The 13,858-nt window shown below is 42.1% G+C and carries 10 protein-coding genes, 1 tRNA gene and 4 pseudogenes; 6 read left to right on the forward strand and 9 right to left on the reverse strand.

The annotated features are described in order from the left end of the window. The first annotated feature begins 11 nt into the window (after positions 1-11). A complete protein-coding gene (gene metX / locus GJB62_RS06965; RefSeq protein WP_114083981.1) occupies positions 12-1,082 on the forward strand; it encodes a homoserine O-acetyltransferase in 1,071 nt (356 codons plus the stop codon). Positions 1,083-1,237: 155 nt separating this feature from the next. Here metX and GJB62_RS06970 read toward each other — a convergent pair whose 3' ends face one another. The 6 genes from GJB62_RS06970 to GJB62_RS06995 form a co-directional block, all read right to left on the reverse strand. Beyond that, on the reverse strand, positions 1,238-2,569 hold the full coding sequence (locus tag GJB62_RS06970; protein WP_114083982.1) for an FAD-dependent oxidoreductase: 1,332 nt from the start codon (positions 2,567-2,569) through the stop codon (positions 1,238-1,240). 165 nt (positions 2,570-2,734) lie between these two features. Beyond that, positions 2,735-4,297, reverse strand: a complete 1,563-nt coding sequence (locus GJB62_RS06975) for an NAD(P)/FAD-dependent oxidoreductase (protein ID WP_114083983.1) — start codon at positions 4,295-4,297, stop codon at positions 2,735-2,737. A 402-nt stretch (positions 4,298-4,699) separates the two neighbouring features. Then, positions 4,700-5,347 carry a Uma2 family endonuclease gene (locus GJB62_RS06980; RefSeq protein WP_114083984.1) on the reverse strand — a complete coding sequence of 216 codons (648 nt, stop codon included), beginning with the start codon at positions 5,345-5,347 and terminating at the stop codon, positions 4,700-4,702. A gap of 164 nt (positions 5,348-5,511) precedes the next feature. After that, positions 5,512-5,584: transfer RNA gene (locus GJB62_RS06985), tRNA-Ala, on the reverse strand. Positions 5,585-5,649: 65 nt separating this feature from the next. Further along, positions 5,650-6,378, reverse strand: a complete 729-nt coding sequence (locus GJB62_RS06990; RefSeq protein WP_114083985.1) for an HAD family phosphatase — start codon at positions 6,376-6,378, stop codon at positions 5,650-5,652. Continuing rightward, positions 6,375-7,262 carry a class I SAM-dependent methyltransferase gene (locus GJB62_RS06995; RefSeq protein ID WP_114083986.1) on the reverse strand — a complete coding sequence of 296 codons (888 nt, stop codon included), beginning with the start codon at positions 7,260-7,262 and terminating at the stop codon, positions 6,375-6,377. The genes GJB62_RS06990 and GJB62_RS06995 overlap by 4 nt, the downstream gene beginning before the upstream one ends. A 375-nt stretch (positions 7,263-7,637) precedes the next feature. On the opposite strand from GJB62_RS06995, the pseudogene GJB62_RS38165 reads away from it, so the two are divergent. The 4 genes and pseudogenes from GJB62_RS38165 to GJB62_RS07005 form a co-directional block, all read left to right on the forward strand. Then, positions 7,638-7,871, forward strand: a pseudogene (locus GJB62_RS38165) (RtcB family protein); the annotation flags it as partial. A gap of 48 nt (positions 7,872-7,919) precedes the next feature. After that, positions 7,920-8,804 (forward strand): annotated as a pseudogene (locus tag GJB62_RS38170) (RNA-splicing ligase RtcB); the annotation flags it as partial. Between the two features lie 30 nt (positions 8,805-8,834). After that, a pseudogene (locus GJB62_RS38175) lies at positions 8,835-9,785 on the forward strand (RtcB family protein); the annotation flags it as partial. A gap of 68 nt (positions 9,786-9,853) precedes the next feature. Then, positions 9,854-10,072: a hypothetical protein gene (locus GJB62_RS07005; RefSeq protein WP_245246111.1), complete on the forward strand. Its 219-nt coding sequence runs from the start codon at positions 9,854-9,856 to the stop codon at positions 10,070-10,072. A gap of 8 nt (positions 10,073-10,080) precedes the next feature. Here GJB62_RS07005 and GJB62_RS07010 read toward each other — a convergent pair. Beyond that, a pseudogene (locus tag GJB62_RS07010) lies at positions 10,081-10,959 on the reverse strand (DUF4351 domain-containing protein). Between the two features lie 160 nt (positions 10,960-11,119). After that, complete coding sequence (locus GJB62_RS07015; RefSeq protein ID WP_114083988.1) at positions 11,120-12,421, reverse strand: dihydrolipoamide acetyltransferase family protein; 1,302 nt, start codon at positions 12,419-12,421, stop codon at positions 11,120-11,122. A gap of 405 nt (positions 12,422-12,826) precedes the next feature. On the opposite strand from GJB62_RS07015, the gene GJB62_RS07020 reads away from it, so the two are divergent. Continuing rightward, positions 12,827-13,351: a hypothetical protein gene (locus GJB62_RS07020; RefSeq protein ID WP_114083989.1), complete on the forward strand. Its 525-nt coding sequence runs from the start codon at positions 12,827-12,829 to the stop codon at positions 13,349-13,351. Between the two features lie 48 nt (positions 13,352-13,399). Here GJB62_RS07020 and GJB62_RS07025 read toward each other — a convergent pair whose 3' ends face one another. Next, on the reverse strand, positions 13,400-13,849 hold the full coding sequence (locus tag GJB62_RS07025; protein WP_012412623.1) for a YlqD family protein: 450 nt from the start codon (positions 13,847-13,849) through the stop codon (positions 13,400-13,402). Between the last annotated feature and the right edge of the window lie 9 nt (positions 13,850-13,858).

The following is a 13,858-nucleotide window of genomic DNA, read 5'->3' on the forward strand; positions in this document are numbered from 1 at the left end:
CTTCATACAATATGATCTACTCAGATTTCATCTCACCACAAACCCAGTTTTACCAGCTTACAGTGCCATTTCAACTTGAAAGCGGCGAAGTATTAATTGGGGTTCAGATTGCTTATCGCAGCTGGGGAGAGTTAAATGCTCAAGGCGATAATGGGGTACTAATTTGTCATGCCTTAACTGGTTCGGCTGATGCTGATGATTGGTGGGAACCTTTGTTTGGTTCAGGGAAAGCCTTCAATCCAGATCGCAATTTTATTGTGTGCAGCAACATTTTGGGAAGTTGTTACGGTACAACAGGGCCAACTACTATCAACCCAACAACCAGAAAGCCTTATGGTGTATCCTTCCCTAAAATTACAATCCGAGATATGGTTCGCCTACAAGCTGTACTACTAGAATATCTGGGTGTTCAATCTCTGCGGTTCGTAATTGGTGGTTCGCTCGGTGGAATGCAATCACTGGAGTGGGCATTATTATATCCCGACAAGGTGAAAGGTATTGCACCTATCGCTGTTTCTGGCAGACATTCCGCTTGGTGTATTGGATTAAGTGAAGCCCAAAGACAGGCAATTTATGCCGATCCAAATTGGCAAGGAGGAAACTACACCCTGGATACGCCTCCAAACCAAGGACTAGCAGTGGCGAGAATGATGGCGATGTCTACTTACCGTTCTTGGGATAGTTTTACAACCCGCTTTGGACGGCAGTATGATCCCTCTGAGAAGTTTGCTATAGCCAGTTACTTACAGCATCAAGGTCAAAAGCTGACAGAACGATTTGATGCCAATACTTATATTACCCTCACCCATGCAATGGATGACCACGATATTGCACGCGATCGCACAACTCCTAATTTATCAGATTATGAATCTGTTCTGGGAAGCATCCAGCAACCAACTCTAGTTGTCGCCATTGATTCTGATATTCTCTATCCACCAGTAGAACAACAAGAATTAGCAAATTTAATCCCTAATGCTCAACTGTCGTGGTTAAAGTCAACCCACGGACATGACGCATTTTTAATTGATATGGCTGCATTGAATGAAATTATTCAACAGAACCATAAGTTTGTTCTTTTTTAAACCATAGAAACGATCGCAGTAGTCAATATCACATAACTCAATACAGTTCAGATAAAACCAAAACACTTGTAGAGACGGCGATTTATCGCGTCTCAAAAACCCAAAATTTTTGCCAGTGGCCCTTAACCCAAGCGTATTGGTTTAGAATTACAATCTCAAGACCGATGGGAACGGGGATGAGTTAAATATTTTCCAATGCCCGCCGTATCCGCCGCTATATTTACTGTGTCTGGGTTTCCGTCGTTGAAAGCAGAAATGGAGACAGCTAAGGGTGAACCGATGAGTTGGGCAACTCGAAAGGCAGACGCGATCGCTCCTTCATGCAATCCGTCTCCTAGATAAGCTCCCGCATAGTAAGTATTGTTCTCTCCATTAGTGGCAACTACTTCGTCTCGATATCGAAAAGATTCAGTGGTATACAACGGAGTGTGATGTTCTTGAGTGTGAATAATGTGAGCAGGATCAATCAATCCTTCTAGTTGAAACGATAAAAAATAATGCTGTGGCGATGAGATGCCACAAAGCTGATTCAAATAACTGTTATATCCCCATTGAGTATCTGTCTGGAAGAAATCAAATTCTGAGGGGTGGTGAATGTGATGATGATCATACATGGAAGTATCAGTATGAATTGTAGTGGTTGCATAATTGGCTTTCCAATCTGAGAAGCGTTTAATTTCAGCCTCGGTTGGGTCAGCTAACAGAGCCATCACTTGGTCGGGTGGCGTGGCAAACACGACTTTATCAAACTCCTGGATTTCACCCTGCGATCGCTGGATTTTCACACCATCTGCACTTCTAGAAATATTAACAATCTCCACATTCAACAAAATTTCCCCTTTAAATCGCTCCAGAATTTTTTCAATATAGGAATATACACCGCCTTTAATCCTGAGCCATTTGACTGCGAGGTAGTCGCGTAACATCGGAATTCCCATCTCTGCGGGAAAGTTATCAATGAGTTCAAAGGGCATTGAGTAGCTATACATCGTTAGCAACTTTAGCCAGGTATTGCTTATACTTTGGTTGTTTACATATTGAGACAGTGGCTGATTGTAAAAATCTTCCATCTGGGCAAATCGCGTTTTTAGCCATAATCCAAGGGAACGGGTATGGATGGTATCGAACCGCAGATATTCAATGAGGCGTTGGATGCCTGTATAGTTGTTCTCATTCGTGACCTTTGAGAAAAAGGGACTGCCATTTTGGGGGAATAAAGCTGAACCGACACGGATGGGTTCTAGTGCCACTCCTAGCTCTTGCATAAGAGCAACAAAGCTGTGAAATACGGTAGGAAATTCTAGCACTCCACTTTCCAACATTTCATTGCAATCAGATTGGTTAGGTTTTACATTCTTGTTGAGTGTCCGAATATGCCCCCCCAACATCGGCTGCCGTTCAAACACGGTGACATGATGCCCTTGTTTATCAAGTAGGTAAGCTGTAGCCATACCACTGCCTCCACCACCGATAATTGCAATTCTCATAACTGACCTCTCAGTTGTTGAATATGAATAATATAGGAATCCGGTTTGATTCCTGAATTTACTTGCGTGGATTGGGAATTGTGAATTGGGAAGAAAAGAAGGATACATCCGTATTGAGTCTTGTTCAAAAATCAAATAGGAGTCCTATATGTGCGAGTTGTCTGTTTAGCTATTGCCTAAAAGCACATCACCAGATAATCGTTGATACAGCAACGCCCCAGTCCAGAATGTGGGAGCAAAGCCCGGATAGCCTGATGAGGCATTGCAGAAATAGAAATGATTGAGTGAGGTTTCGTGATTCAAGCGCCCCAAACCCATGTTGCGCGGTGTGAGACTAGAACCGTAGGAATTCCCATTGGGACACCAGCAATAACGTTCATTGGTGGTGGGACTGCCGGTGATATGAAAGACTAGATGCTTTCTAAAATTCGGTATATATTCTTTTTCCACGACATCCAGGATAGAATCGAAGATTTCTTGCTTTTTCTGGTTGTAAGCTTTGCGATCGCTTTGTCGCAATTGCTTAAAGTAGTTGTAATTAGCAACGGTAAGGAATTCGACAATCTGGCAATCCTCTGGACAATCCCGACTCGCTTGTGTCAATAAAGTCGGCGTTGTTATGGCAAAGCTAGGATTGGAAAAATCATTGTGTTCATACATCTGAGCAAAGGCTTCATTTAAATCCTGATGACCAGTGTGGAAAAGATTCCACTTGCCAAATCCATAGTCTCGCAGGTCGAGGTCTTTGACGACGCAATAAGCCATGTAGTTGGATGCAGAATACTCATAGTTGAGTTTTCGGCGCACGGTTTTAGAAAAATGTGACTCACCAATCATTTTGGCGGCTTTTTTGGGGTCAATGTTACAAATCACGGTGTCGCCTGTAAATTCATGAGTTTGATGGGTGTTTAAATCCATCGCCTCAACGCCCGTAACCGTTTTGTCTATGACTCTAAAATTCGTGACTTCATGGTTTAGTAGTACCTGCCCTCCATTTGATTCAATCACTTTGACTAACGAATTGATAACATGCTCAAAATGCTGGGTTGGATAGAATGCACCTGCTTGATAGCCCTTGAATAAAGCGACCCAGGCATAAAACGAGAGTTGATTTGGAGGCAGCAAAAAATCAGGCCATTGCAGAGCTAATAGGGTTTGGGCGGCTTGTGGGAGCTGAAATTTATCGAATACATCCTGAAGTGTACTGTTGAGATATTGGACAGTACAAAACACTTCACCTGGATGTTTGAGCAGTTCAATTGGCTTAACTGGAGGAGCAAGTCTTTTCAAACCTGCGCTCGTTTTTTCAACATCGTTAACAAATTGGCGAATGCGATTCTCTGATCGAGAGGCTCCGCCAACGCTATATTCAGGAAACAGCTTTGATAATCGCTGGATCAGTTCCTCTGATTCCGAAGGCATATCTAACGCATACCCCGGCATTCGCATGTGGTCAAAACCATCCGGGTCGTACCGTTCAAAAGTCACTTCCCGATCCAAGCCCAATTTCTTGAGTACCCGATTAACCGTTTGTCCTTCACCGCAATCCCAAACATAATGGAATTGGGCATTAAACGTGTATTTTTTAGCCATCATAAACGTGTGACCAAAGCCGCCCGGATGCTCATGAGCTTCGAGTATTTGCACGGTCTTACCTGAGTTTGCCATCAAAGCGCCAAAGACCAATGCTGATAAACCACTGCCTACAATTAGGTAATCCGCTTTCATAGGAGGTTTCCTCAAACAATAAACGTCTTTTTCGATAACAATTTTCTCTATGCTTCAACCCGCTCTATCACAATGGTTTGATGGTAATCTAAGTGGTTCGGCAAACAAAAAATATATATATTCGGCATTGCGAATTAAGTGAAGCAGGTTGATATCGATCTTGCTTCCATTTACACTATTTCGACGACTTTATCTTAAATTACCGTAATCTCTCATCCCTCTACAGGATGGGGAACGTCAATTGAGTTACCCCAGCATCGGCGGTTGTACCTTACCAAATTTCCAGGTAGGGAGCGTTCCTAAGCCCAACAGACTCACAACAAACACTACAATCCAGCCGACAATGCCAGACTCACCATCAACGTTAGAAGTGGAATCAATGGAATACCAATTGGATTGTAACTAAATCACTCCTATTTGCTGTCTTGCCCATACACGAAATGCTTTCATTGTCGCATTCCTTCCATTGGTCTTACTCAGGATCAAATATTCGGGAATCACTTGCTGAATTGGAAGATTGGGGAAAATAGAACTGGTATTTGATTCTACATATTTACCATCGAGCAGCACGTTTATTTCCAACTTGCTTCCATTCCATCGCCACAGTTCTGGTACTCTCAACGCTTGATAATTATTGAAACGAGTGCGGGAGGTAATATCAATTTCAATAGCCAAATCTGGAGGTGGATCAGTTTCTAAATTGATTCTATCTTTGCCCCTAATTCTAGCTTCATTTTGGATATAGAAACAATCATCAGGTTCTACCCCAGCATCCATACTTTGTTTATCAAAAGTCGTAGATCCCAAACTCCAAAATTCCAGATCGAGTTCTTCTAATAAAACTTTTACCAAGTCTCCAATAATAACTTTAGCTACTTCATGCTCTGGTAATGGAGCCATTATTTCCAGCACTCCTTGACTGTAACCTATCCTAGAACTGCGATTGTCCCCCAATTCTGTCAAAATACGTTTGTATACCGACCAGGAGATATCTTTAATCAACAACTGATGACCGGCTCTAACAATTAGTTGATTGAGTTCAAGTAACATACCAAACTATCTCCTCTTTATTCAAACTCAGGCAGAACAAAATAATTAAAAAAAGGGGTTAGGGAAAAGGCGACCAACGCTCCCCTCTTCCCACACCGCACCTTTATCAATTCTTATCTAACTTTAATTAGCAAATTGCGACATATAATTTGCGAATGTACAAATGGAGAATAACGGATTTGAACCGATGGCCTCTGCGGTGCGATCGCAGCGCTCTACCAACTGAGCTAATTCCCCTGAATCGTTGCTAAGTCAAGAGTAATATTACTCATTAACTCAACAAACTATCACCATAGAGTATTCTAACATTCAGTTGCCGATGGCTGAGGCTCTTTTTGAGAATAAATCTTCTGCACGCGTTCCAGTTCTAAATCACTGAGATAATCAACAGTCCAATTACAGCAGCGCTGAAGCATGTGGAATGGGTAAGTGTTCGCTACACCAACAACTTGCATCTGCGATCGCTTCGCTGCGGCAATACCTGCGGGGGTATCTTCAATTGCCAGACACTCTTGTGGTTGAAGGTTTAATTCAGGATATTCTTTATTTAGGCATTTTACTGCCAGTAAATAACCATCAGGTTCTGGTTTACTGGTGGTTATGTCATCGCCTGCAACGATAATTTTGAAATGTTGGTCTAGTTTGGCACGATGGAGTACCAATTCTATTTCTTGGCGAATAGCGCCACTGACTAATCCTAATTTCAAATTCCGCGATCGCACCTGATATATTAAGTCTTCAACACCTGGATATAAAGGCAGTTTCTCTATTTTCTCTAACTCCACCGTATAAGCTTGGGCTTTGCGGTACAACAACTGAGTTAAGTAGTTTTCGTTAGCGACTCTACCACGATTAGCGAGTAGTTGCTGAAAACAAGCGCGATCGCTGCGTCCAAGAGAAGCTTGACGCTCACTCACCTTTTGGGGTTGGAGATTTTCTTCAATGAGAATCTCGTCGATCAGTTGTAGGTGGATTGGCTCATCGTTAATGATGACACCATTGAAATCAAAGAGAACTGCCTTTAAACTCATGCGATTATGCCAAATGCGGGAGATCCAAGTCCCTCCAAATCATTATTATCTACTGATGTGGGAGTATAACGACGGACATTTTCAGTTGCGATCGGTTTAACGCCGCCAGTTACCTGATTTATCCACCATACATCCTGCGATCGCACGGCTTCAAATCCGGCCGCACCCATATTCGCCTCTGTACTACCAGCAGCATACTCACGAATATATGGCTCTTCAAAAACATCATTAAGCCATTCTAGCTGCCGCAGAGTCTTTTGATTTCCATCTAGAATTAGTACTTGCCCTCCAGTTACTAACAACCGAAAGCTTTCCTGCAAAATTGCTAGAGACACCTCATTTGGAGTTTCGTGGAATAGCAAAGAAGCTGTCACTAAGTCAAATGTTGCATCTCTGAAACTGGTTTTTTCCGCATTTCCGTGTCGCCAGACTATCTCTAAACCAGCATTTCTAGCTTTATCTTCTGCCCTTACCAGCATATAGGGTGATAAATCCAAACCAATAACTTCCGCTTCGGGAAAAGCCCGTTTTAACATTAAAGTAGTGGAACCTGTGCCACAACCTAAGTCAAGTATGCGTCGTGGTTTTACCTTGACGGCATCAACTAAAGCTTGACGGACAATACCTTCATTAGGCGGTAGAACATATTGGGTAATCGGATCGTAAGTAACTGCTGCATTGTAAGTAAGATAGCCGCCTGTAATCCCGTGAAAGTTTTGACTGCTGTAGTACGAGGGAATTATGACATCATCTCGCCGGAAGCGATCGCATTCTTTCTCCCAGTCAATACTATCAGCGTAACGCTGTAACCCGTCTTCATCAATCAAAAGACGCACTACAGGAGATAAAAAACGTTCCCAGATTGTATCTTGACGCACTGCCATATTGTGTCAGAACTTTAAAAGCTGATTTAAACAGAGTAATTTTCTTTACAAATTTTAATATATCTAGGAAACATCTGTTTTCTCTCTCTGGTATGGACTTGACGTTTATAAATACATGGCTTACATTTGTATTACAATGATGTTACTCCCTAAAAGTAGTTTTTCAGCTTCATGAAGACCGAACGAGTTAAATGAAAGACAATAAACATTTAAATTGCTACAACTAAGTAGTATGTCAAGTTTAAATTTATGGGTAAGCAAATTAGTAGTAATGAATTTAGTGCTTACTACAAACCCTAAAAATTACTAGATAAATTATCACTACCATAGACCTAATCCAAAATCTAAAATTTAAAATTCAAAATAGAATAAATTATGCCCTACGAAAAGTTAGAAATTACCACACCAGCACCCGTTTTATCTTGGGCAAATCACTCTTTGGGCCCAGAAGAAACCAAGATGGCAAAAAATGTGGCATCATTACCATTTGTGTTTAAGCACGTGGCCTTAATGCCAGATGTCCACTTAGGCAAAGGTGCTTTAGTTGGTTCTGTAATTGCAACCAAAGAGGCAATTATCCCTGCTGCTGTCGGTGTAGATATTGGTTGCTTCATAGGAGATACCTTAATTCCTCTAGCGGATGGTAAATCTTATCGTATTAAAGACCTAATGGATTGGGGTACAGAGTTTATTGTTTATGCTTGTACGCCAACAGGAAAAATCGTTGCGGCTCAAGCAACTGCTAAGTTGACTAGACGAAATGCTCCACTCGTGAAAGTGATTCTGGATAACGGTGAAGAAATTATTTGTACTCCCGATCACCAATTCATGCTTCGAGACGGAACCTATAAAGAAGCTCAGTTACTTCAAGCAGAGACTTCCTTAATGCCCTTTTACTCCAAGACTGACAAAGATGGCTACACCCTGATTACTCAGCCATACTCCAGCAGATGGCAAAAAGCACACTGGATTATTGCCAGGTCTGGGTTACTCGGCAAAGTTCCTAGATTTGAGGGACAGAAAACAGTTATTCATCATCAGAATTTCGATGAATCTGATAATCGACCAGAAAATCTTCAATTCATGGGTAATCGCGATCATTCTGCTTACCACCGCTCTCTAGTGGAGCGTAACCAACACTGGCATTCTGCCGAATTTGAAGAAAAAAGAGTTGCTTCCCTTGCTCAAAAAGCAAAAACTCCAGAAGGATACCAATACTATGCTGAACGGGGAACTAGGAATATCCTTCAATACATGGAACAGCAACCAGAGCATTTTAAAAATGCAGTCGCAGATAATGGTAATCGGGGTAAACAATATCTAGTTGAATATAACAAGAGTGAAAAAGGGAGAGAAAAATCTCAAGAGATTGCTAACCGATACTATACCTGTGAGATTTGTGGTGTAGATGTCAAAACTCCAATTGGACTCCACAATCACCGCAGAAAAGAACATCAATGCAATCACAAGGTTGTAGCAGTAAATCTACTAAATTACACAGAGGATGTTTACTGTCTAACAGTACCGGAGTACCATAATTTCGCTCTGAAAGCCGGAGTATTTGTTCATAACTGCGGTATGAGCGCGATCAAAACAGCATTTACCGCCGAACAACTAGAAGGAAAACTGAAGAAAATCCGCTTGGATATTGAAGCAGCAATTCCGACTGGATTCAACGAAAATAAAGACGTTGAAAAATCCGTCAGTAACTGGCAACACTGGGATGATTTTAAAGACTTGCATCGAGGTGTGCAAGACCTACAAGGTAAAGCAATGAAACAGATGGGTTCTCTTGGTGGAGGAAATCACTTTATTGAAGTGTGCCTTGATACAGAGAATCAAGTTTGGCTGATGCTGCATTCTGGTTCGCGTAACATCGGCAATAAACTCGCCCAGTGTCATATTCACACAGCCAGAGAATTAGCAAAAATGGCAGGTAATAAATTACCTGACCCTGATTTGGCTCACTTTGTCGCTGGTACGCCAGAATTCCAGGCATATTGGCATGATTTGCAATGGTCACAAAACTATGCGCGTGTCAACCGCGATGTGATGATGGCGCGTTTTAAGCACATAGTTGAAAAACATCTGGTAGGCGGGAAAGCAACTAAACCTTTATTGCAAGTTAATTGTCATCACAATTACGCCGAAAAAGAAGTGCATTTTGACGAGGATGTATACGTTACTCGTAAGGGTGCAGTCCGGGCTCAGACTGAAGATTATGGGATTATTCCTGGTTCGATGGGGGCAAAGTCTTTCATTGTTAAGGGTAAAGGTAATGCTCACAGTTTCTGTTCTTGTTCCCACGGCGCGGGGCGTTTGATGTCTAGAAATAAGGCAAAAAATGTCTACACACTTGATGATTTGATAGAGCAAACAAATGGTGTAGAATGTCGCAAAGATGAGGGTGTACTAGATGAGATTCCAGGTGCTTATAAGCCAATAGAACAAGTAATGGCAAATCAAGCAGATTTAGTTGAAGTTGTAGCAACACTAAAGCAAGTTCTTTGTGTTAAAGGATAAATTTGTCGGGTGGGTAGTCCCACCTTTTTTCTTTTTTAAATGCAGAAGCTGGTTTTCAAAATATTCAAGTGAAGACCCAACAACTAGGTTTCTACTGCAATCTAGAGCAAGCTAAAGAATGGAATGGAGGATGGTTTCATCCTAGAGAAAATCCCTTGTTACAGGTTTCATCAGAGCAAATGGCAGAATTAAAAGCAGAGTATCGTCAAAAAATTGAAGCAGAAGTAACAGAGCAAGGTGCTTGGTATGAAAATCTGACTTTTTTTGTAACTGGTAGAAAGGTTTAGAGCAAACTCTAATTTTCTATTGTATTTAGCCAATTCATTAAATCAGCCTCACTAGCAAAATCTAGTAAGACTTCACCCAAATTTTCTAACTGAGCTAGGGACAACTCTTGCAACTGGGATTGTAACTGAGAATTAATTGAACCAAGCCGACGAGTTAACAGACGTATCACTAACCTGAGTTCTGATTGTCTTCCTTGTTCAAGACCTTGTTCAAGACCTTGTTCAATGCCTCGTTGTCTACCTTCTTGCAATCCTTCTTGGAGAATTTCTTGATAAATGGCAGATTCTCTCATATCTTCTCTCCTCAAAAACTGACGAATGAGTTCTGGCTCGAAGACCAACCCTGCTAGAAGTTGGGTACATACCGAGATACTCTGCTTCGTGGCTGCTTCTTCAATCATACTCACCTGAACTGCTACTTGTTGCAGTAAGCTTTGAGGAGAATCTGTTCGCGCCAAAGTTGCCAGAGGTAACAAACCAGAAGATAACAATAAAGGCTCTGGGTCTTGTTCCCAAATTCGGATGACGCGATAACGATGGGTAGTATTGCGGGCAGTAAATTGATCTACAAATACAGCTTCTGAAGTTGTGGGTTTAAGGAAAATTACTACCTGCTCGATATCACAATTGTATTGTCGATATAGCCGCACCTAATAGTCCAACATCCGCAGTGGCAAGGGTGGAGTTGATGCTGGTAAGGTTTGAAACTCTAAATGCAGTATTTGATTGGCAGTTTGCAAAAAGGTTACTGAATCGGCACGAATTGGTTCTTGATTTAATTCTGTTTTGAGAATCTGGATGTCCGTTACTTCAGATGCAAGTAAGTAGCGGATAAAATCTTCTGGATACTGCTCAACCAGATATTTCAGGGTGTTATCGTATGTCACTGTGATATCAGTTTGGACATAAACTCATGTAGAGACGTGATATCGCTACATGATTTGTTCATAAAAATTTAAGTTTACGTGTTGTTTATTGTTAGCGCTACTCTACGATAAAGGCTGTTCGCTCATAGCGCTAACATTTAAATTTGGTGTCTTTTCAAAATTACATTGTCAAAGATTGAGGATTTGTCTCAATCAATTTTGCTAAATCTTGCAAGAACGCCGCAGCATGGGCACCGTAAATAATGCGGTGGTCAGAAGTAATATTGACTTGCATTTGTTGCCGCACGCCAAATAAACCGTCGGGTGTTGCTACCACTTGCGGACGGGATGCCCCGATCGCTAAAATTGAACCTTGTCCAGGCGGCAAAATCGCATCAAATTTGTCTACGCCAAACATCCCCAAATTAGATAGGGTAAAAGTACCACTGTTGTATTCTTGGGGTTGTAGTTGTTTTGCTCTGGCACGTTCTACCAAAGACTTCCAAGTACGCGATAGAGAATAAATATCCACTGCATCTGCATTTTGCAACACAGGTGTAATTAATCCGCCATCATCCATCGCTACGGCTACGGAAATGTTGATATCAGAATGATAAACAATACCCTGGTCTGAATAGCTAGCATTTAACAATGGGTGTTTTTGCAATGTCACTGCTACAGCTTTCGCCAGTAGCGCTGTCATTGTCACGCCTTTGGATTTAATTTGTTTATAAAGTTTGTCTAATCCGTCAGTGGTAATTGTATAACCGACACGGAAGACGGGCACGGATATGGTGGCTACCATGTTCCGCACTACGGCATTTTGGAAGGTAGTTAGAGGTACGATTTGACCAGGAACAGCAGCTACCACTGGCGCGGGTGCTGGTGTGCGAGGTGCTGGGGATGGAACTGGGGCGCTGGTTGGTACAGCTGCTGGTGGGGCAACTGGGGGAGTGGCGGGTTGTTTGCCCTTATTGGACAATGCTTCTACATCTTCGGCGACAATGCGACCGTGGGGGCCACTGCCTTGGAGTGTAGTTAAATCAACTTTGAGTTCTTTGGCTAATTTGCGGGCACGGGGTGAAACTACAAGTCTGCCTTCTTTGTGATTAGAGCCGTTTTGAGACGCTAAGGCAGGTGTTGCAACTGAGGCTGTGGCGGGGATTGGTTCAGGGGCAGAGGTAGTAGTAGCAGCCACGCCAGAGGAATTGGCAAGAGATTTGGCCTGTTCAATTTCAGCTTCAGTTTCGGCTATGAAGGCGATCGCAGATCCTACTGGGGCAGTTTCACCAGCTTCAACTATGATATGAGCAAGAAAGCCTTCATAAAAGGTTTCTACATCCATATCTGCCTTATCTGACTCTACAACCACCACTGTTTCGCCTTTTTCCACTTTGTCCCCTGGCGATTTCACCCAGGAGACGATTTTGCCTTCCGTCATGGTGGAACTCAGCGCCGGCATAAATACTTCATGAATGCTCATAGGGTGGTTTGGAAATCAATGGTTTATGGACTTTAACAGCTTTCATCAGATCGAATTGTATCTTGGCGGGAGAGTTTTGGGCTGGAGATTTTATATTTTAGATTGGGAATTGGTATTGGGAGAGTTCCTAACTCTTAACTCTTAACCCCAGGAACCTAAATATGAATTGGATGTCTATAATACAGAGCAATCCTTAAGGGTTAGCCAATATCTCGATCTCGTTTTAATCGTTGACTTGCAAAAACCACCATGAGTTTCTCATAGATTAAATGGGATTGCTATTTATACTTCCTCATACCGGATGCTTAAGATACAAGAGCTACTCACAGGTAGAGGATATGGGATGCAGTTCAATCTAGAATTCAAAATTGGTAATAAACCTATTTGAAATTTCTGTTTACTTTTATGTCGGCAAAGCTAAAATTCTTTTTGATTCTGATACTAAGTATCTTTGCCACTGCTGGCGCTGGAGTATATATTACCCAGCGCCAGCAATCTGCACCGATTGTTGAGACTAGTTATGGTCAAACCCAGCAGGTGAGAGCAATACATCAATCTCAAGAGATTGTGGCATACCCAGACCGCTCTAACTATAAAACCATACCTTTAGAAAATATCAACTCATCTCTCCAAGGAAGCGATCCAGCTACCCTCGCTCTGAATGCCTTTGACAACATACCAGCAGTGGAAGGAACGCGAAAGGTAGAGGTAGCTTATCCACAACGAAATCAGGCTTTAGTGACGATTACCCAATTCAAGCGGGGTGATGATGCCGTTAGTGCAGTTAAATATCGAGTTGAGATGTCAGCCTTCGGGCGATCGCTATTTATTAGTTCTCCTCCAGTCTGGCAAATTGTTTGGGCTGGCTCCCAGGTAGAATGTTCGGCTGGGAGCCTCTCCCGCACAAAGTTAAATCACATTTGTCATTAGTCATTGGTCACAAAACAAATGACAACGGACAAATGACAAATGACAAATTTAAATGTCGCCGCGAATCTCTTCTACAACGCCATCGCGCAGAACGATTTCTACTTGCATTTTGCTAATCAGGTTATCTCCTATCTCTACCCGGAAAAAGCCTTCCATTTGGAATTGGTTGACTTCCTGATCTTGCTGGAGAAACTGCACTTGCTGGAGATTTTGCAGCAACTGATTTTTTTGTTCTAGAAATTCACTTTTCTTTTGATTGACTTGGAGTTGGATATTGTCAATCTGTTGGAGGGTCTGGGGCCCGGGTGGTTGCAGACTCTGCTTTTGAATTGCTGCGATCGCTCTTTGTCCTTCTACGTCTAGCTGTTGCAGTTGCTGATCGAGTTGATTGATCTGGGTTTGTAACTGCTGTTGTACTTCCTCTTTCCAAAGGGGAGTCACAATAACTTTGACGTTAACGACGCGTTTCAGAAGCAAATTAGATTTGGAGACATCCATAAATATTTC

Origin of the sequence: Nostoc sp. ATCC 53789 (assembly GCF_009873495.1) — a bacterium.
GTDB classification, from domain to species: Bacteria; Cyanobacteriota; Cyanobacteriia; order Cyanobacteriales; family Nostocaceae; genus Nostoc; species Nostoc muscorum_A.